Origin of the sequence: Vibrio splendidus (assembly GCF_001557875.1) — a bacterium.
GTDB lineage: Bacteria > Pseudomonadota > Gammaproteobacteria > Enterobacterales > Vibrionaceae > Vibrio > Vibrio splendidus_F.
In genome coordinates this window covers 163,224-183,319 of sequence record NZ_LNRF01000003.1, presented here as the reverse complement: position 1 = coordinate 183,319, position 20,096 = coordinate 163,224, and the positions used below count along the sequence as shown (strand labels likewise).

The 20,096-nt window shown below is 45.1% G+C and carries 20 protein-coding genes; 7 read left to right on the top strand and 13 right to left on the bottom strand.

Annotated elements, in window-relative coordinates:
- The first annotated feature begins 67 nt into the window (after positions 1-67).
- Both ATB74_RS10385 and ATB74_RS10380 read left to right on the top strand, forming a co-directional pair.
- Entirely contained in the window at positions 68-748 is a 681-nt protein-coding gene (locus ATB74_RS10385) for a hypothetical protein (protein WP_061018391.1), read from the top strand.
- A 98-nt stretch (positions 749-846) separates the two neighbouring features.
- Positions 847-1,047 (top strand): DUF4250 domain-containing protein, encoded by a 201-nt coding sequence (locus ATB74_RS10380; RefSeq protein WP_004741624.1) that lies wholly within the window; start codon positions 847-849, stop codon positions 1,045-1,047.
- 150 nt (positions 1,048-1,197) lie between these two features.
- On the opposite strand, the gene ATB74_RS10375 is transcribed toward ATB74_RS10380, so the two are convergent.
- A complete protein-coding gene (locus ATB74_RS10375) occupies positions 1,198-2,109 on the bottom strand; it encodes a LysR substrate-binding domain-containing protein (RefSeq protein WP_061018389.1) in 912 nt (303 codons plus the stop codon).
- A gap of 281 nt (positions 2,110-2,390) precedes the next feature.
- Here ATB74_RS10375 and metE point away from each other — a divergent pair, with 281 nt between their 5' ends.
- On the top strand, positions 2,391-4,736 hold the full coding sequence (gene metE, locus ATB74_RS10370) for a 5-methyltetrahydropteroyltriglutamate--homocysteine S-methyltransferase (protein ID WP_061018387.1): 2,346 nt from the start codon (positions 2,391-2,393) through the stop codon (positions 4,734-4,736).
- A gap of 94 nt (positions 4,737-4,830) precedes the next feature.
- Here the strand turns inward: metE and ATB74_RS10365 are convergent, their stop codons facing one another.
- From ATB74_RS10365 to ATB74_RS10340, 6 genes are all read right to left on the bottom strand, one after another.
- On the bottom strand, positions 4,831-5,226 hold the full coding sequence (locus ATB74_RS10365) for a GspS/AspS pilotin family protein (RefSeq protein WP_017062026.1): 396 nt from the start codon (positions 5,224-5,226) through the stop codon (positions 4,831-4,833).
- Between the two features lies 1 nt (position 5,227).
- Positions 5,228-5,524 (bottom strand): YciI family protein, encoded by a 297-nt coding sequence (locus tag ATB74_RS10360; RefSeq protein WP_004741234.1) that lies wholly within the window; start codon positions 5,522-5,524, stop codon positions 5,228-5,230.
- 195 nt (positions 5,525-5,719) lie between these two features.
- A complete protein-coding gene (gene yciA / locus ATB74_RS10355; RefSeq protein ID WP_017061510.1) occupies positions 5,720-6,118 on the bottom strand; it encodes an acyl-CoA thioester hydrolase YciA in 399 nt (132 codons plus the stop codon).
- Between the two features lie 267 nt (positions 6,119-6,385).
- Positions 6,386-6,952 (bottom strand): septation protein A, encoded by a 567-nt coding sequence (locus ATB74_RS10350; RefSeq protein ID WP_061018385.1) that lies wholly within the window; start codon positions 6,950-6,952, stop codon positions 6,386-6,388.
- A gap of 125 nt (positions 6,953-7,077) precedes the next feature.
- Complete coding sequence (locus tag ATB74_RS10345) at positions 7,078-7,326, bottom strand: hypothetical protein (RefSeq protein WP_004736516.1); 249 nt, start codon at positions 7,324-7,326, stop codon at positions 7,078-7,080.
- A gap of 287 nt (positions 7,327-7,613) precedes the next feature.
- Positions 7,614-8,501, bottom strand: a complete 888-nt coding sequence (locus ATB74_RS10340; RefSeq protein WP_060982402.1) for a LysR substrate-binding domain-containing protein — start codon at positions 8,499-8,501, stop codon at positions 7,614-7,616.
- A 181-nt stretch (positions 8,502-8,682) separates the two neighbouring features.
- On the opposite strand from ATB74_RS10340, the gene hisC reads away from it, so the two are divergent.
- Together hisC and ATB74_RS10330 are read left to right on the top strand one after the other, a co-directional pair.
- A complete protein-coding gene (gene hisC / locus ATB74_RS10335; protein ID WP_061018384.1) occupies positions 8,683-9,834 on the top strand; it encodes a histidinol-phosphate transaminase in 1,152 nt (383 codons plus the stop codon).
- Positions 9,835-9,844: 10 nt separating this feature from the next.
- On the top strand, positions 9,845-10,618 hold the full coding sequence (locus ATB74_RS10330; protein WP_061018562.1) for an ABC transporter substrate-binding protein: 774 nt from the start codon (positions 9,845-9,847) through the stop codon (positions 10,616-10,618).
- Between the two features lie 136 nt (positions 10,619-10,754).
- Here ATB74_RS10330 and ATB74_RS10325 read toward each other — a convergent pair whose 3' ends face one another.
- Positions 10,755-12,074, bottom strand: a complete 1,320-nt coding sequence (locus ATB74_RS10325; protein ID WP_347876248.1) for a dicarboxylate/amino acid:cation symporter — start codon at positions 12,072-12,074, stop codon at positions 10,755-10,757.
- 409 nt (positions 12,075-12,483) lie between these two features.
- Here ATB74_RS10325 and ATB74_RS10315 point away from each other — a divergent pair, with 409 nt between their 5' ends.
- The gene (locus ATB74_RS10315; RefSeq protein ID WP_061018382.1) at positions 12,484-13,890 is read left to right on the top strand and encodes an NfeD family protein; all 1,407 of its coding nucleotides are present in this window, start codon (positions 12,484-12,486) and stop codon (positions 13,888-13,890) included.
- An 82-nt stretch (positions 13,891-13,972) separates the two neighbouring features.
- Positions 13,973-14,770 carry a slipin family protein gene (locus ATB74_RS10310; protein WP_048664711.1) on the top strand — a complete coding sequence of 266 codons (798 nt, stop codon included), beginning with the start codon at positions 13,973-13,975 and terminating at the stop codon, positions 14,768-14,770.
- A 116-nt stretch (positions 14,771-14,886) separates the two neighbouring features.
- Here ATB74_RS10310 and trpA read toward each other — a convergent pair whose 3' ends face one another.
- The 5 genes from trpA to ATB74_RS10285 all read right to left on the bottom strand — a co-directional run bounded on the left by trpA (position 14,887) and on the right by ATB74_RS10285 (position 20,096).
- Entirely contained in the window at positions 14,887-15,693 is an 807-nt protein-coding gene (trpA, locus tag ATB74_RS10305) for a tryptophan synthase subunit alpha (protein WP_061018380.1), read from the bottom strand.
- A complete protein-coding gene (gene trpB, locus ATB74_RS10300) occupies positions 15,693-16,883 on the bottom strand; it encodes a tryptophan synthase subunit beta (protein WP_060982409.1) in 1,191 nt (396 codons plus the stop codon). Before trpB ends, trpA begins: the two co-directional genes overlap by 1 nt.
- Positions 16,884-17,005: 122 nt before the next feature.
- Positions 17,006-18,457 carry a bifunctional indole-3-glycerol-phosphate synthase TrpC/phosphoribosylanthranilate isomerase TrpF gene (gene trpCF, locus ATB74_RS10295; RefSeq protein WP_061018379.1) on the bottom strand — a complete coding sequence of 484 codons (1,452 nt, stop codon included), beginning with the start codon at positions 18,455-18,457 and terminating at the stop codon, positions 17,006-17,008.
- A 25-nt stretch (positions 18,458-18,482) separates the two neighbouring features.
- A complete protein-coding gene (gene trpD, locus ATB74_RS10290) occupies positions 18,483-19,478 on the bottom strand; it encodes an anthranilate phosphoribosyltransferase (protein WP_061018377.1) in 996 nt (331 codons plus the stop codon).
- 9 nt (positions 19,479-19,487) lie between these two features.
- Entirely contained in the window at positions 19,488-20,096 is a 609-nt protein-coding gene (locus ATB74_RS10285) for an aminodeoxychorismate/anthranilate synthase component II (RefSeq protein WP_017063544.1), read from the bottom strand.

Genomic DNA, 20,096 nt, shown 5'->3' with positions numbered 1-20,096 from the left:
TTTGATTAGTGTTCGCAGCAGTTTTTGATATTATTCGCGAAAATAAGTCTGAAGAAGTAGATCCACAATGGTCGAAACGTTATTAGTACAATTTGCTCCGATGCTTTTAGGAGCCCAACTGATCTTAACCCTCATCTTGGTGAAAGGGGATATTTGTCCGGGGCAACGTGGTCGTATCCACAAGATGTTACCTGCGATTGGCGTGCTTTGGCTTGCCGTCGCTTCAGTAAAAATTGAAGCCTTTCTGGTCGTGTTCGCAATCTTTTATTTCTATTCTCAAGTTCAAACCAAGAAGACACGCGATTCTGGCCCTATTTGGGTGATGTACTTAGCTTGTGGTTTAGCGCTGTCATACGTTGCAATTCAAGCGACTGAGCAAGCAACCACTGTCGGTATCATTACAACTTTACTGCTAGTAGCACTGTTGGGGGCTGCGTTTGGTCATTTACTGCTGACAATTGCAAGAACACGCTTGCAGGCGTTTCACCGTGTGCTGCCAGTTGTAGGTGTATTGACGGGGATGTTAGTGGTACTCGCGACGGTTGTGAACGTTTACTCACTTTCTGAAGCTCAGTTAGAACCAGTAATTTCAACTCTGTTGTTCAGCTTTGCGCTGCTTATCTCTTCGATCGTGGTGTGGTGTTGGCACCTATTGTTCGTTAAAACACCAGAAAAGGTTCAGCTTACAGTGTCGTTGTTGATGTTATTGACGGCCGCTGTTGGCTTAACGCCAGTTTGGGCACTGTAACCACTCGTCTGATTTAAGAAGTGTGATCTGTTTTTTAGCGTGACCTTGGTAAGCGTTCTAAACTTAATTCTAGTCAGTGTGTTCGTAAGGAGTACGAGATGGATTTAAGCAACGTCAAAAGCCTAGATAGCATTATTTTGCTGGGAATAGTGAACGAAAAACTGCGCTTGGAATGTGACAGTTTTGAAGAACTCATTAGCATGTATGAAATGGATATAGAAAGTGTCGTAGGCAAGCTAGACATGCTTGGCTATCAATACGATCCGCTGACTAATCAGTTTAAGTCATACGCAAGATAGTCTATTTTTCGCGAATGAACAGATAACGCAAAACAAGCGCTACTGAACCTAAAAAGTCACAGATAATCTGTGACTTTTTTTGTTTATGATTTGTGTGTCTGGCGTTCTGGCGTTTGCTTGTTGTCTTAGCGAATACAATCAGAAATACCGTTAAACGACCTTTATTCCATCCAGATGGCTCTTACTCTGCTGCCTTGCAGTGCTGAAGAATGCTTGTAGATAACGCTTGTCTTTCTCCGAGTTTCTAACGGCAGCGAATAGCCTTCTTGAAAGCCCTTTGCCCAATGGTTTACTGGCGATTAAGCCTTGTCGTGAAAACTCACTGATCGCCCAGTTTGGCAATGCCGCGACACCTAATCCTGCCGATACCATTTGCACCAACATCAAGGTGTTGTCTGCTTGCTTCCACTTCTTAGGTTCTATACCTGCAGGTTGCAAAAAGTGCTTCACGACATCTAAACGCTGTTTTTGAACTGGATAGGAGAGCATGGTGAGATCGCTAAGATCTTGCGGTTCAATGCTCGTTTTGTCAGTTAAAGGCGAGTTGATAGCTGTGATAAGACGCATCTCAAAATCGAAAAGAGGTTCGTAGTGAACTTCAGAACGCGGCTGTATATCTGAGGTGATCACCAAATCTAATTCACCAGCCATTAATGCAGGCAGCGGCTCAAAACCAAATCCTGACGAGAAATCTAGGGTCACGCTTGGCCAAGCGATTTGATATTCCTTCAAAGCGGGCATTAGCCATTGGAAGCATGAGTGACACTCGATCGCCATGTGCAATCGACCATTCACATCCTCTTTTAGGCTCGCCAACTCATTCTCTGCTTTAGCGATTTTTGGCTGTATCTCATCGGCGAGCTTAAGCAAGATCTCACCCTCAGAGGTGAACTTCACTGGCCTAGTTTTACGCAGAAAAAGCTGACCACCAATACGTGCCTCAAGGTCTTTCAACTGGTGAGAGAGCGCCGACTGAGTCAGATGAAGAGAGGTTGCCGTTGCGGTCAGTGAGCCGCTGTCTCTCAAGGTAGTCAATGTTCGAAGGTGTTTAAGCTCTATCATGAGTAATCCTCATATTCCCTAAGCCAATTCAATATTTCTTAATAATCACCCTACGGTTTTTTTTATCATTTGTAAACGTCTAGATGTCTGGATGGATTTGAGTTATTCATCTTTGCTTTGCCCAAGATGAATATTTTTAATAAACAAGATGAATATTTGGACGTTGTTCATCGAGCTGATTCGGTAGATAGTTTAGCCATCCAGACGCCTTTTAGGGAAAGCGCAATTTTCAATAGGCAGTCTGAAAAGATACTAATAATTATTGAATAAGGAACAGGTTCATGACTACGACAACGCATATTCTTGGCTACCCACGCATCGGTGAAAAACGCGAACTCAAATTCACATTAGAGAAATACTGGCGCGGTGAGATTGGCCAATCAGAACTCAAACAGCTAGGTAGCGAGCTGAGAAATCGTAACTGGAATGTACAAGCTAATGCGAATCTAAGCTTTGCAACTGCGGGTGATTTCGCATGGTACGACCATGTACTGACAACGACTTTGCTTTTAGGGCACGTACCAAAGCGTCATGCTGGTGGTAGCGAAGGTGAGAAAGCTTTCCCTGATTTGGATATCTTGTTCCGAGTGGGACGTGGGCAATCACAAGTTGAAGCCGCTTGTTGTAGTGGGAAACACGCCTCTGACGGCACGAAAAACGGTGCAGCGGCGTCAGATATGACCAAGTGGTTCAATACCAACTATCACTACATTGTGCCCGAGTTCAGCAAAGGTGACTCGTTCGAAGTGAGCTGGCCTCAATTGTTTGATGAAGTGAATGAAGCAATTCAAGCTGGGCATAAGGTTAAGCCAGTTCTTCTAGGCCCTCTGTCTTACTTATATCTAGGTAAAGAAGCGGAAGAGGGCTTTGACCGTTTAACCTTGCTTCCACGTCTACTTACTGCTTACCAAGCGATTCTGGCAAAACTTTCCAAGTTGGGCGTTGAGTGGGTGCAAATCGATGAGCCCATACTATCCCTGGAGCTTGAAACTAAGTGGGCTGATTCATTCAAGCTGGCTTATCAAGTGATTCAAGGTGATGTGAAGCTGCTATTGACCACTTACTTTGATTCGGTGACAGACACTTTAGACAAAATCGTAAAACTACCAGTGAACGGTTTACATATCGACTTAGCCGCTGCGCCGCAGCAACTTGATGAAGTGGTGAATAAACTACCTGAAGATTGGGTGTTGTCTGCAGGTGTCATCAACGGACGCAATGTTTGGCGAGCAGACTTGGCTACTCAGCTAGCGAAACTGCAACCAGTGAAAGAGAAGTTAGGCGATAAGCTTTGGGTCGCAAGTTCATGTTCGCTGCTGCACAGCCCAGTTGATTTAGAGTTAGAAGATTCACTTAGCGATGAAGTGAAAAGCTGGTTTGCTTTCGCGAAACAGAAAGTTACAGAGGTTAGCTTATTGGGTGCGGCGCTAGACGGCGATCAAAATGCCATCTTGGCGTGTGAGACTTATAGCCAACCTATTGTTGCACGCAAGAGCTCGACTCATGTGAATAAGCCTCAAGTACAGGCTCGTCTTAGCACGCTTACCAAAGCGTTAGCAGAGCGTAGTGCTCCTTATGCAGAACGTGCGGTTCATCAGTCTGAGGTGCTGGGTTTACCACTATTACCAACCACAACCATTGGTTCGTTCCCACAAACAGGGGAGATCCGAATTCAGCGTAGTGCTTACCGAACCGGCAAACTGAGTGAAGCGGAATACACAACCGCATTGAAAGGCCATATTGCGGATGCGGTGAAACGCCAAGAAGCGCTAGATTTGGATGTGTTGGTTCATGGTGAAGCGGAACGTAATGATATGGTGGAGTACTTTGCAGAAAACTTAGCTGGCTTCCAAACCACTAAATTCGGTTGGGTGCAGAGTTATGGCTCTCGCTGCGTGAAACCAGCTATTGTAGTCGCGGATATCGAGCGTGAGAAACCGATGACGGTGGAGTGGTCTACCTATGCCCAATCTCTAACTTCTAAACAAATGAAAGGGATGCTAACTGGCCCTGTCACAATCTTGTGCTGGACGTTCCCACGTGAAGACATCTCACGCGAAGAGATCACTAATCAATTGGCATTTGCGCTGCGTGATGAAGTGTCTGATCTACAAGATGCAGGAATCAATATTATTCAGATTGATGAACCAGCGATTCGTGAAGGTTTACCATTGAAAAAACGTGACCACGCAGAATATTTAGAATGGGCCGTCGATGCCTTTAAGATCTCGGCCGCGAGTGCTAAACCAGAGACGCAAATTCATACTCACATGTGCTACAGCGAGTTCAACGAAATCATTGATTCAGTGGCCGCACTAGACGCCGATGTAATTACCATTGAGACCTCTCGGTCAAACATGGAACTGCTTAAAGCGTTTGAAGAGTTCAACTACCCGAATGCGATTGGCCCTGGTGTTTACGACATTCACTCTCCAAACATTCCATCACAAGAGTGGATTGTTGATTTACTTAAGAAAGCGGCAGAGAAAATTCCGGCTGAACGTTTATGGGCAAACCCGGACTGTGGGCTAAAAACACGTAATTGGGTAGAGACAGAAGCGGCGCTGACAAACTTAGTCTCTGCGACTAAGGCACTGCGCAAAGAGTGGGAATCAGCTGAGGCATAGTTCGCTCTAAGATTTGATTGATCCGCTAATCCACGATGAACCACAAAAAAGGCCTCGCATTTACGAGGCCTTCTGATTTTATACTTGTTCGAATCTAGCTGCTACTTTGACACGTCTCTTTGCTGATTAACTTTTCAACCATCAGTTGTCCGCGAGTGTTGCGAATCTTGATGTTGTAAGCCAAGCCCATATCGAGGTTTGCTCTCACTTCAGAGTTGGTGCAGTAGCTATTCACACTCATGTCTACAACTTGGTTTAAAGGCTTAGCACCTTTTGCATCTTGGTTGTAGATCATCATGATTTCGATAACCGTGTTTTTTGCTAACACGCGCATGACCGACAGTGGACCATACTCAATCGGCAGGCCTGCAGATAAAACGCCAGCTCGGTGCTGTGCCATCATCTCTAGCTGTCTTTGTTCGTCTTGCTCACTTGAAGCACAGCCTGCAAGCAGAGCTAAAGCTAGTGAGCCAATAATCCATTTTTTCACGTTAAAATACTTTCTTGAATGGTTTTACAATCACATTTTGGTAAACGCCAGCATCAATGTACGGGTCAGCGTCTGCCCATGCTTGTGCATCTTCCAAAGAGTTAAATTCAGCAATCACAGTTGAACCTGTAAAGCCCGCTTCGCCAGGGTTATCTGAGTCAATAGCTGGCATTGGACCCGCTGTTAACAGTCGGCCTTCATCGTGAAGTGTTTGTAGGCGTTCTAGATGTTGTGGGCGAACACTTAGGCGTTTTTCTAATGAATTTTCGACGTCTTGAGAAAAAATCACGTACCACATATTGAGATATCCTTATTTTACTTCACTAAATTTGGGGCGTTTAAATTCGCTATCTTGCTAATTTACGCGAACTAATTGGTATTGGAAGGGCTAATGATAAGAAATTGTGAATTGGTGCGAGAGAGTTGTATGGTCTTTAGCAATTTCATTTATAAAAACTAAAGACCATCGATGCCACACGCTTAATATAAAGTGTTATTTGTTGATTGGGCGAGGCTTCCCACTTTCATCAACCGCAACGTAGTTGAATGTCGCGCCACATACCTTGTAGCGGTCACCAATACCGTGGTCAAGTACAGGCTTAACCCATACTTCTAGGTCGATATTCATCGAGCTGCGACCAATCTTAGTGCAGTCACCATAAACACACACAACATCACCCACTGAAACCGGCTGTTTGAACTCGATACTCGATACTGAAACCGTGACTATCTTGCCGTTAGAGATCTCTTTTGCCAGTATGCCGCCAGCAAGGTCAAGCTGAGACATTATCCAACCACCGAAAATCTGGCCTGCTGCATTTGTATCAGAAGGCATCGCTAATGTGCGAAGAAGTAAAGAACCAATAGGGTTCAAAGTTGATTGAATAGTCATTGTAGTACTCTTGGTGGTATTGATTATCTTAAATAAAAACTGATGTGTTGACTGGTTGAGTACATTGGCAAATGAGTGCAATGAACAACAAGAAACCAGATGGCCGTTAATTTAGTGAGATTGTCATTAAATAATAGGCTTTATTTTAACCAGTTTCCGCAACACAAAAAAGCCAGTGGCCAATGATCACGAGTATCATTGGCCACTGTTAAATAGCATATTGATAAGAATTGTATCAAAAAGGGAATGAGGACTCATCCCTTAGGGTTACTTCTCGTCGGTATTTTTATCCGTTAATTCTTTCTGCTGATCTTTTGGTAGATGCTTGTAGATGTACACACCAGTCAGCAAGGTGAAGAGCAAGGTCGCGATGAGCAAACCAAACACTTTGAAGTTCACCCAAACATCCAACGGTAGGCTAAAAGCAACGTAAACGTTGAGAATGGCACATAGAGTAAAGAACAGAGTCCATGCCCAGTTGATCTTGCCCCATACCGCATCAGGCAGTGAAATCTCTTTCCCCAACATACCTTTAATCGCCGATTTACCCATGATGTGACTGACCGTCAGGCCGATAGCAAACAGTGCGTAAACAATGGTGACTTTCCATTTAATGAAGTTGTCGTCGTGCAAGAAGATGGTCATGCCACCAAATACGGCAACCATAAGGAACGTGATGATCTGCATTTTTTCTACTTTCTTGTAGATGAAGTACGTCAAAATAATTTGAACTGCAGATGCAACGATCAAAGCACCAGTCGCTGTATAGATGTCATACATCTTATACAGCGCAAAGAAAATAATGAGAGGAATGAAATCAAGAATTTGTTTCATGAGACACTGACTATCCAGTTAATTGAGTTGCTGACAGTCTAACGAAAACTGTCTCGATGCTAAATAGCCCGAGACAATTGGGTTCCAATTAATTACATCTAACCACTTTATCGGGTCGGAGCACGTTATCGCATTGATGTGGTTTGATAACGAGGTATCAGTTTCTTGATGTCTTCAAGGTAGCCTTCGCTCTTCAAGCTATCTAAGGTATTTTCGAGTTCTTGCTCACTCATGGCAAAACACGTCGATTTACCCGTTGTTAGATCTAGGTACTCGTGATATTCACGCTCTGTGAAGTGGCCAATTCGATCCATTAGCAGGGTTTTAATTCCATGGTGAATTAAGCCGTAATACGTATGTCTTTGTAAGGTCATAGCCTATCCTCCGTGACAAGCTGCAGTTCAAATGATGCAACCTGCTGTATATTGCTTGGGTTATCTTTGACAAAGCAATTCGAATGCCATTTTTTCCAATTGAACAGAACAACTTCCCTACCAAATAGAATTGAATTTCTTTTCAATTAGTTAAAGGAACGCACGTTCTATTCTCTAAACACCAATACGGAGCTGACGAAAAATAGTTTTATTTTGAGAATGGTAAAATTCTCATTATGACGATCTACTGAAGCTTTTAGGCTCCTGAATTGGCAATTTGATAACCGTTAATCGACTAGCCAATCGACTAAGGTTGATAGCGAGGCATTCTGACGGTTCTTGGGTTGTAATAGGAAGTATCCATTTCCAGAGAAGACACTGCCTTCACTCACTTTCACCAATCTACCCAAATCAATATCTTGCTTGGCCAGCGTGATGTCGCCGATGGCAATACCAAACCCTTGAATGGCTGCGTTCATCGCTTGATCGAGTGTCGCGAATTGTTGATTGTTCTTGCTTGAAAGGTCGTGGCTGCCTATGTGTTCTAACCAAAGTCGCCAATCACTTTGCTCATTGTTGGCGTGTAGCCAAGTGTATTGGGCAAGCTTGTGTGGCTTGATGATGGTCGACTCGCCGTTGACAAGATGGCTTTGCGTAATGCTTTGTGCTTGGCAGACAGGAGCTAGTTGCTCGTTGAACAATAACTGGCTGATAATCGATTGCTGGTTTGGCTTCTTACCATAGGTAATTACGGCATCAAATGGGTCAAAGCTTGGTTCGAAGACGTGCTTGATGGTCGATGTGAGTTCGACATCAATTTCAGGATAGGCTTGCTGAAAAGACATCAGCTTAGGCAACAACCAAGAGGTAATACAGCTCGGTGCGTTGAGTTTGATCTTAGAGGGAGAGCTAGCCACTTGATTTAGAGCCGATTGCAGCTGATGAATCGTTCCTTGTATCAGGGGAACCAGTTCTTCTCCTTTCGGCGTTAAAGACAGCCCACGAGCATGGCGATAGAAGAGATCACAGCCAAGGCTTTCTTCAAACGACAATACCTGACGACTCACTGCACCTTGCGTAACATTGAGCTCATGTGCCGCGCGTGTAAAGTTGAGATGCCTTGCCGTAGACAAAAACGCGAGCAAGGTTTTGGTAGAAGGAAGTGTGCGATTCATATCTTTACCTATGACTTTTTATCATGGCTATTATGTGATTATTTCGATTCATTTATCAATAGTGTTCTGTTTGAATGTAAATACTTAATCATCATTTGTGATTCAATATGTGTATAGGGCGCATTTTGTGAATATGAAGGCAATGATGAAGACATTGTGATTTTGTGAAAGGGATAGCTTCTTGACATCTTTTATTGATAGCTTAGTGCCTCAGGCTGTAAAAAAATTAATACCTTATCAATCGGCAAGAAGAATTGGTGGTGATGGACGTATCTGGCTAAACGCGAACGAATTGGAAAGCTCGCTGTTTCAAGGAGAAGCAAGTCACAACCGATACCCAGACTTCTTACCACAAGATATTGCTAAGGCTTACCAAGCGTATTGCGGAACTGATGCTGCAACGGTTGCCGTTCGTGGCGCCGATGAAGCGATTGATTTGCTGATCAGAACATTCTGTAAACCAGCGAGCGATAACATACTTATCTGTTCTCCAACGTATGCGATGTATGAGTTTTGCGCCGATGCATTGGCGATTAATACCTTGGACTCTCCATTGCAGGAAGACTTTAGCCTGAACGTCGCTGATATTGTGAATAAGGCAGAGCTGTCGAATATCGTGTTTCTTTGCTCACCAAACAATCCAACGGGCAATGTGATTCCTAAATCGGATTTGGTTCAGGTACTGGAAGGCACGATTGGAAAGTCGCTAGTGGTCGTCGATGAAGCGTATATCGAATTTGAACCACAAACGTCAGCCGTTAGTCTTATTGAGCGTTATCCGCACTTGGTTGTGATTCGCACTTTGTCTAAGGCATTTGGATTGGCTGCGGTTCGCTGTGGTTTTATCTTAGCGAGTCAAAATGTGATGCAGTATGTCGCGAAGTTGATTCCACCTTATCCGATGCCAGATTGCTCATCTCAAATCGTGTTAGACGCTTTGTCTGATGAACGAGTCTCAGTGATGCAAGATGCGACGCAAAAACTGGTTGAGCTACGTAACTGGTTTGCTTGTGAGTTAACGCAGTTTGATTTCATCGAGTCTGTTTACCCTTCATCGACAAACTTCATTTTGCTGCGTCAAAAAGCTGGGCACCAAGTGTTCAGTGTCTTGGCGAAGGATGGCATTGTGACAAGGAATCAAAACCATGAACCTGCTTTGCGTAACTGTGTTCGAATCAGTATTGGTAGCCAAGAGAGCATGCTAGAAGTGATAACGTCACTTACACGCTACCAAACCGAGCTACAACAGACTCAACAAGATCAGCAAAAACGACAGCATCAACAAGATCAATATATAGAAATTCAATCTCAACTCGATAAAGATCATATCTAGGATGGCAATGATGAAAAAGATAATACTAGGACTCGCTTGTACGGCCGCTTTACTTGGTACAACGGTACAGGCGAAAGAAATCCGTTTGGCGTCGGACTTTACGTATCCGCCATTCAACTATAAAAACAGTGACGATGTGCCTGTTGGGTTTGATATTGAGATAGCTGATGCCTTGTGTGAGCAAGCCAAACTCGATTGTACTTGGGTTTCACAAAGTTGGGATTCGTTGATCCCAAGTTTATTGGCAAGAAAGTCAGATGTGATCATGGCGTCGATGCGTATTACCGAAGAGCGTAAGCGCAAGATCTTGTTCACTGATAAGTACTACCAGACCCCAGCTGTGTTTGTTGCTGCTAAAAGCGCAGAATTCAGCGTTGATGAGGCAGGCTTAGCAGGCAAAACCATCGGCGTTCAGCAAGGTACGATTCACGATCGCTACGTAACAGACAAGTTTGGCGATGTGGCAAACATTAAGCGTTATACCGGCCAAGACGAAGTGTATCTGGATCTGCAAAACGGTCGTCTAGATCTAACCTTCGGTAACTCAGATCAACTGTCATTGGCTTTCTTAGACAAGAAAGAAGGCGAGGGCTTTGAATTCAAAGGCAAAGCAGTGACCGACAAAGCCTACATTGGCGAAGGCACGGCACTAGCGTTAAGAAAGCAGGATTCAAAACTGGCTAAACAATTCAATGCTGCCATTGAAGAGATCAGAGCCAACGGTACCTACGACAAGATTGCCGCTAAGTACTTCACGTTTGATATCTATGGCGCTGATTTGTAATTCGTCTAACGCCTAAAAACTAGAACACCAAAAACAAAAATCCGAGGGCTGTGAGGCTCTCGGATTTTTTCGTTTATGTCAGCGGTATCAATTCAATCAATAATCAATAATCAACCATCAACTGAGCGTTAAATCTTTACGCTTGCTGTTTTTGTAGCTCAGCTTCTTGTTCTTCGTCTTTGATTAGAGAATCAACGATTACTGCACATGCTGCATCACCAGTGATGTTCAGAGCAGTACGAATCATGTCGAAGATACGGTCTAGAGCGAACAACAGAGGTAGACCTTCGATAGGGATACCAGCTGCTAGAAGAACCGCAACCACTAGGAAAGAAGGACCTGGAACACCAGCTTGACCAACTGCGCCTAGGGTAGACGTTACGATGATAGCAACGTAAGCGCCCATAGACAGGTCGATGTTGAACAGCTGTGCAAAGAAGATAGCCACTAGGCCGTAGTAAATTGCGTTACCAGACATGTTGATCGTCGCACCAAGTGGCAGAACGAATGAAGCCGTAGAGTTGCGAACGCCAAGTTCTTTCTCTACCGTTTCCATTGTTACTGGTAGTGTCGCCATTGACGATGCTGTTGATAGTGCAACCGCTTGAGGCTTCTTCATTGCCACTAGGAACTTCTTAGCTGAAGTCTTAGTGAAGATTTGAATCATCAGTGGGTAAGCAACAAAGCCGAAGATAAGAATCGCAGCGATGTAAACAATGAACAGCTTGAACACGACCATAAGCGCGCCGAAACCGAATGTACCTACTGCTTCTGCCATCAGGCCGAATACGCCAAGTGGTGCAATGATCATAACTTTGTTGATCATCCATACCATAGCGTCAACGATAGCATTTACACCGTTGATGATAGGGTCACGTTTCTCTTTTGCTTGTTTAGAAATCGCAATACCAAAGAATAAGCAGAAAACGAGAATTTGCAGAATGTTTGCTTCATTCAGTGATTGGAAAACGTTGGTAGGGATCATGCCAGTGATGGTTGCCCAGAACGTTGGAAGTTCGCCTTTCGCAGCGTATTCTGAAGAGAACATGCCTTCAACGCCAGAAACATCGATACCACGACCGGGTTCGAACACTTCACCCATTACCAGCGCTAGTGCTACAGCAAGTGCAGACGTTAGTGCAAAGTAACCCAGTGTTGTTACACCGACTTTACCAGCCGATGAGCTATTACCTAGACCTGCAGCACCTGAAATTAGAGCAACCGCGACTAGAGGAATAACCAGCATCTTGATCAAATTGATGAAGATAGCACCCAGTGGAGCGAACATAGTTGCGCTGTCACCCATCATCGCACCGACTACAGTACCGACGATCATTGCAATAACGACTTGAACGCCGATGTTGCTTAGTAAACTCTTTTCTTTTAACACTTCCATAACCTCTGTGCTACTAAATATAAAAATCCCAGAACTACTCACCAATGTACGATGTACCATTGGATTAATATTTCGCGAAGAGTTTTACACGTATCCTTTACATTTATCAATATGAGCAGAGGTGAAAGTCCTCCAAAAATAGGTGGTCTAATGTCATTTGTTGATTTTGCACAATAATGCAATCGTTTGCTTTGGTTTTTTATTGCGATATTATTTGTTGGATTTATAAAAGTCTTCTTGTTGGGTGTTTTGTGAATGATTTCGAGGCGTTGGTATTGGAGCCGTTTTGTTAACATTTGGTTTTCATTTTTGTGTGTTTTTTAGTCTGAATGTTTGAATGAATTGAAAGATGCGTGTTGTGTGAAATTTCGCCTGAACTATGCTTAAGGTATCTATTTATTACCAAGATGTTATCTCTACGCTTTAAATAAAACGTCTATCTAGCATCTCAGTTGTAAGGAGAGGGGCTATGACTTTTATATTAAAGTACTTGTTTGCGTTTCTTCTGTTGTTCAGCTCAGTATTTGCTCAGGCCGATGATGTCTGGGTTATTGAGGTGAATGGAGGGATAGGTCCTGCGACCAGTGACTACCTCACTAGAGAAATAGAACAAGCTCACGATGAGCAAGCTAAATTCATCATTTTGAAAATGAACACGCCCGGCGGGTTAGATTCGTCGATGCGCGACATTATCCGATCCATCACCACGTCACCGATTCCGATAGCAACTTGGGTTGGACCTGCGGGCTCACGTGCGGCGAGTGCGGGAACCTACATTCTACTTGCTAGTCACATCGCCTCTATGGCGCCCGGAACCAATTTGGGCGCAGCCACGCCGGTGTCTCTTGGCGGTGGCAAAGCGCCGACTAATCCATTATCACCTCAAGACGATGCCAATAAAGATGACAACGCGTCAGCGAGTGAGCAAGACGAAACAAAACAAGAGAATTCAGGCCAAGTAAAAGCCACCACTGCGATGGAGAAGAAAGTTATCAATGATGCTGCTGCCTACATCGTTAGTTTGGCTAAGCTGCACAAACGTAACGAAGAGTGGGCAGAAAAAGCGGTAAGAGAAGCGGCGAGTTTGGACTCAGAGAATGCACTCTCGCTTAACGTGATTGATTTCATTGCGAGTGATTTACAACAACTGGTGGAAATGAGTAACGGACGCACCATCGCGATCAATGGCATCAATCAGGAGATTCAGCTTAATGAAGTGACCTTTGTCGAGCGAGAGCAAGACTGGCGTTTCAGTTTACTTTCTGTGATTACTAATCCAAATGTCGCTTACATTCTCATGTTAATCGGTATCTACGGCTTATTGCTTGAGTTCTATAACCCTGGCGTAGGTTTGCCGGGTGTATTGGGAGGCATCTGTCTGTTATTGGCGATGTACTCCTTACAAATGCTGCCGGTGAGTTACGCGGGCCTTGCCTTAATCCTATTGGGAATTGCCTTAATGGTCGCAGAGGCCTTTAGTCCAAGCTTTGGTATTTTCGGTTTGGGCGGAGTTGCTGCGTTCACGCTCGGTTCGATCATGTTGATGGACACCGAAGTGCCGGGTTATCAAATCGCATTGCCGTTAATTATCGGGATCAGTTTGTTCTCTGTTGCCTTTATCGTCGTAACTATCTCTATGTTAGTTCGAGTGAGAAATAAGCCTGTGACTACAGGGATGGAAGCGGTGGTTGGCGAGACAGGCAAAGTCGTCAGTGGTTTCCCGGGGGCTGGTCGAGTTCTGGTTGAAGGTGAGATTTGGCAAGCTCAATGTCCCAATGAATTGCAAGCTGGGCAACCTATCAGGGTGACCAAACTGACTGGATTACTGTTAGATGTTGAGGCGCTGTCCGATGAGACATCATCGAAACCTAGTTAGCGCGGACTGTTAGCGTGGAATGCTAGGACAAACGTTATTGAATTATTTATTGCTTAACCATCGTTACCATTAGGGGGCGGTTATGTTTATACACACTATAGGTATTGTCATCGTGCTCGTTATCTTGTTGATAGCCAGTATGTTCAGAGTTCTGCGCGAGTACGAGCGTGCAGTAGTGTTCTTCTTAGGGCGCTTTTACGGTGTTAAAGGACCAGGTTTGATAATCATCATTCCATTTATCCAACAAATTGTGCGAGTGGATCTACGAACTATCGTTTTGGATGTACCGACGCAAGATTTGATCACTCGAGATAACGTGTCGGTTAAGGTCAATGCTGTGGTCTATTTTCGAGTGCTTGATCCGAAAATGGCGATCAACAACGTTGAGAACTATCTTGAGGCCACCAGTCAACTTTCACAAACAACGTTACGTTCTGTTCTAGGGCAACATGAGTTGGACGAGCTATTGTCAGAGCGAGAAGAGCTCAATCGAGATTTGCAATCGATACTGGATCAACACACCGATAACTGGGGGATTAAGATTGCCAATGTCGAGATCAAGCATGTCGATCTTGATGACAGTATGGTGCGAGCTCTTGCTAAACAAGCCGAGGCGGAACGTTCTCGTCGAGCTAAGGTGATACATGCAACGGGTGAGTTAGAGGCATCCACTAAGCTAAGAGAAGCCGCGGAAGTGCTAAACAAAGCACCTAACGCCATTCAGTTACGTTACATGCAGACTCTAACCGAAGTGGCGAATGAACGCACCACGACCATCGTCTTCCCGATGCCTGTCGACTTGGTGGATAAGATCACCGACCCCATCAAAGCGACACTTAATGAAGCGGCTATTAAGAAAGCGATGAAAGTGGATGATTAGCTAGCGTGAATGACCAGCAATAAAAAAGGCGCCACATCTGTGGAGCCTTTTGATATTTGAATCGTTAGTTCTATTTATTGACCATTGATTACGAGCGTCTATTTAATGATCGTCGATTATTTCTGCGTAGCCGCTTTCATTGGCGTAACAAACTCAGCAAGTGCTTTAAGCATTGCTTCTGGTTGTTCAACGTTGTTTTCAATGATTTTCACAACTGCTGAGCCAGAGATAGCACCGGCAGCGCCAGCTTCGATGGCTTCTTTTACTTGCTCAGGAGCGGAGATACCGAAACCAAGCAGTGCTGGTGGCGCATCAAACTTGTTCAGACGGTCAAGTAGGGCAGTCACAGGCATGTTTGCTTTGGTTTCTGCACCCGTTACGCCAGCACGAGAAAGTAGGTAAGTGTAACCGCCACCTAGCTCAGAAACCGATTGAAGCGTCTCATCACTTGCTGTTGGTGGAGCAATAAAGATTGGATGAACACCAAACTTCTTCGCTGCCGCAACAAACTCACCACTTTCGTTGGTTGGTACGTCTGCAATCAGTACCGAGTCAATACCAGCATTTGCACAACGCTCGTAGAAGTTTTCAATACCACGTGCGTATACCAAGTTTGCGTACATCAGTAGGCCGATTGGTAGCTCTGGGTACTTAGCACGGATTTGACCGATAAGATCGAAGCACACATCTGGTGTTACTTTTGAATCTAACGCGCGGATATTTGCACCTTGGATTGTCGGGCCATCTGCAAGCGGATCTGAGAACGGAATGCCAAGTTCAAGAGCATCAGCCCCTGCTTCTACCAGCGTTTCCATGATCTTAAGTGATTGCTCAGGGTTAGGATCGCCAACCGTTACGAATGGTACAAATGCGCCCTGATTCTTTTCAGCTAAGCGAGTGAAGAGTGATTGATAGCGATCCATTATAATGCTCCTTTCTCTTTAAGAATGTCGTGTACAGAGAAAATGTCTTTGTCACCACGGCCAGATAAGTTAACTACCAATAGTTGTTCTTTCTCTGGGTCGTCGTGAGCCATTTTGATTGCATGAGCCAAAGCATGAGATGACTCTAGCGCTGCGATAATACCTTCGTTACGTGCGATAGCTTGGAAAGCTTCTAGTGCTTCGTCATCAGTCACGTTGTCGTATTCAGCACGGCCAATGGCATTTAGGTGCGCGTGTTGAGGACCAACTGATGGAAAGTCTAGACCCGCAGAAACAGAGTAAGACTCTTCCACTTGGCCATTTTCATCTTGCATTAGTGGTGCTTTCATACCGAAGAAGATGCCGGTTTTACCGTGTTTAAGTGGCGCGCCGTGTTGGTCGGTATCAATACCTTTACCAGCTGGCTCTACACCGATTAGGCGTACAGATTCTTCTTCAATGAAATCCGCGAACATACCGATAGCGTTTGAACCACCGCCGACACAAGCGATAACCGCATCAGGAAGGCGACCTTCACGAGCGAGAATTTGGTTCTTCGTCTCTTCACCAATCATGCGTTGGAAATCACGAACAATCGTTGGGAATGGGTGAGGACCCGCTGCAGTACCCAGTAGGTAGTGTGCGTCTTCATAAGTTGCAGACCAGTCACGTAGCGCTTCGTTACATGCATCTTTTAGCGTTGACGAGCCAGAATGAACAGGGATAACCTCTGCGCCCATTAGCTTCATGCGGAACACGTTCGGGCTTTGACGTTCAACGTCTTTTGCACCCATGTAAACACGACACTTCAGACCTAATAGAGCACAAGCTAGAGCCGTTGCAACACCGTGTTGGCCTGCGCCAGTCTCAGCGATGATTTCCTGCTTACCCATGCGCTTTGCTAGCAATGCTTGACCAAGTACTTGGTTTGTCTTGTGAGCGCCGCCATGAAGTAGATCTTCACGCTTAAGGTACAGTTTGGTTTTTGTACCTTTTGTCAGGTTGCGTGTTAGCGTGAGCGCCGTTGGGCGACCTGCGTATTCTTGAAGAAGCGTCATGAATTCACTGCGGAACTCAGGATCAGCTTGTGCATCGATAAATGCTTGTTCAAGTTGGTCTAGTGCTGGCACTAGGATCTGCGGTACGTATTGACCACCGTATTCACCAAAGTAGGCATCGAGTTTAGCCATTGTGTTATTCCTTCAATTCTATTGATGTGTATCACACCAAGTCATTTAATCTTGCTTGAGCTCCGCAAAAGGCAAAGCCCACAAATAAGTTTCTAGTGATTAGGCTCGTAATTTAGAAAAGCTTAGTAATTACGAATCGCTGTAAAAGCGCGTTGCAGTTTGTCTGCGTCTTTTTTACCTGGAGCTGATTCAACGCCAGAGTTTAGGTCTAATCCTAAGCAGCCTAACCTAGCCGCTTGGTTAGCATTTTCTGGATTTAGACCACCAGCCAACATGATTGCGCTTTGGTTATTGATTAGGCTCCAATCGAACGCTTGACCTGTACCACCCGTTTGAGAACCCACTTTAGTATCTAGTAGGTGACGAGTCACGTTGCTTTCCAGTAATTCTGGTAGCGAGCTTTTAGCACCGGAAGCAGCACCAGAAGCAACGCCGTAGGCTTTCCAAATCTCAACGCTTTCAGGCAGTGATTGCTTTAGTTCATCGACAAACGCTTGAGACTCGTCACCGTGCAGTTGCACCGCAAATAAACCTAGCTCAGAAACGGTTTTTGCCACGTTAGTAACGCTATGGTTTTGGAACACACCCACGTAGTTCAAAGGTGCGCCACTCATGGTTAAACGAGCCCCTTCGATATCCACATGACGTTTAGACGCTTCAACGAAAATCAAACCACCGAAGACTGCACCTGCTTGATACGCTTTCGCGGCATCGTCAGGGTGGGTTAAACCACATACCTTATTTTCACCGAGTGTCACTTTACGTACTGCAAGTTCAAGGTTCTTTTCAGCCATCAGAGAGCTGCCGATTAGGAAGCCATCTGCAAATGTTGAAAGGTCGCGTACTTGTTGGTGAGTGTAGATACCAGACTCTGAAATCACGACTGCGTTTGGAGCCAGTTCACGAATCAGCGGAGCCAACTCTTTAGTGCGATTCAAATCCGTCGACAGGTCACGCAGGTTACGGTTGTTAATGCCGATCACTTTCGCTTTTAAAGCCACAGCGCGGTGAAGTTCTTCTTCGTTGCTGACTTCGGTTAGCACACCCATTTTGAGTGAATGAGCGACTTCCGCCAGCGCTTTGTACTCTTCGTCATCCAATACCGATAGCATCAACAAGATTGCGTCAGCTGAGTAGTGACGAGCTAGGTACACTTGGTAGGTATCAACCATGAAGTCTTTACACAAAATAGGCTGCTTAGCAATGCTGCGAACCTTAGGTAAAAACTCAAAGTCACCTTGGAAGTACTTCTCGTCTGTCAGCACTGAAATCGCGTTTGCGTGGTTGTTGTAAACTGACGCAATGTAGTCCAGGTCAAACTCGTCACGGATTAAACCTTTTGACGGAGAGGCTTTCTTACATTCAGTGATGAAAACGGTTTGCTCACCACTCAGAGCATCATAAAAGCTGCGGTCTGTTACAGTTAGTGACGCTTTAAATTCGTCTAGTGGTTGAGTCTGCTTACGCGCTTCAACCCATTGGTATTTATCACGAACGATTTTTGCTAATACTTCCGCCATTTCAGCTTCTTTGACTGAAACGTGGGTCGACAGTTTATCGGTAGTCTGTGTCATGTTCTTTGTCTCAATTCGTCGTTCGTTAGGCGTGAGTAGCAAGCTTTTGCACAAGCTCGTAAGCTTTGCCTGAGTTCATCGCGTCAATTGCTTGCTGTGCGTTGGCTTTTAGATCTTCATGACCAAATAGACGCATCAATAGAGCAACGTTGACTGCCACTGCACCAACTTGAGCATCAGTGCCTTTACCCGTCAGGATATCGGTTGTGATGGCTTTGTTTTCTTCTGGCTCGCCGCCCTTGATTGCTTCAAGAGGGTGAGTGTTCAAACCAAAGTCAGCCGGAGTTACGGTGTACTCGTGAATCTCGCCATCTTTAATTTCAGCAACGATGGTCTCGCCATGAATCGCCACTTCATCTAGGCCGCTACCGTGAACAACAGCAGCACGCTTCATGCCCATTTGCAGCATGGTTTCTGCGATAGGGCGTACTAACTCTTTGCTGTAAACACCCATTAGCTCGATGTTAGGGCGAGCAGGGTTAATCAGTGGGCCAAGAATATTGAAGATAGTGCGCGTTTTCATTGTTTGGCGAACCGGCATCGCGTGACGTACACCAACGTGATACTGCGGAGCAAATAGGAATGCTACGCCGAGTTCATCAACAGCAGTTCGTGTGTCTTCTGCTGTCATCGCTAGGTTGATACCGAATGAATCCAGTAGGTCGGAAGAGCCTGACTTGCTCGATACACTACGGTTACCGTGTTTCGCGACTTTTAAGCCACACGCTGCGGCAACAAATGCAGAAGTCGTCGAGATATTAATGGTGTTGTGACCGTCGCCACCTGTACCCACGATGTCTGCGAAATCGTAATCAGGGCGCGGAAACGGGTTTGCATTCGCAAGCAGTGCTTTCGCTGCACCTGCGATCTCATCGGGCGTTTCGCCTTTGATTTTCAGTGCCGTTAGCGCAGAAGCCATCAAGATTGGGTCAAGTTCGCCCTTGATGATCACATCAAACAATTGTTGGCTTTCTTCTTGAGTAAGAGACTGCTGTTCGTAAAGTTTATTAATCTGTTCCATGATCGTTTCCTATTTTCCAGTCTTTTCAAGGCGAAGAGGTTTCTCAAGTGCCCATTCGATAGCGTTCGCAAGAAGCGTTGCACCGTAGGTCGTCATAATTGATTCAGGGTGGAATTGGAATCCACAAACCTTGTCTTGTTCTTGAACCACTGACATCACCAAATCATCGACTTCAGCGGTCACCGTTAGGCTATCAGATACATGCGTTGCCACTAAAGAGTGGTAGCGAGCGATAGCCAATGGCGAAGGTAAGCCTTGGTAAGTCGCATGGTTTTGGTGTTCCATCATCGACACCTTACCATGAATGATTTCGCCCGCGCCTGCAACGGTGCCGCCATAGGCTTCAACAATTGCTTGGTGGCCTAAACAAATACCAATCATTGGTACTTTACCTTTTAGCAGCTGAATCAGCTCTGGCATACAGCCCGCATCCGCCGGAGCGCCTGGGCCTGGTGAAAGCAGAGCAACAGGGTTGTCTAGTTCGTTGATCGCCGCTTCAACAACCTTTGCCGGAATGTTGTTACGGTAAATCTTTACGCTGTGACCTAATGAACGAAATTGGTCTACAAGGTTGTATGTGAATGAGTCGAAGTTATCGATGAATACAATATCAGCCAT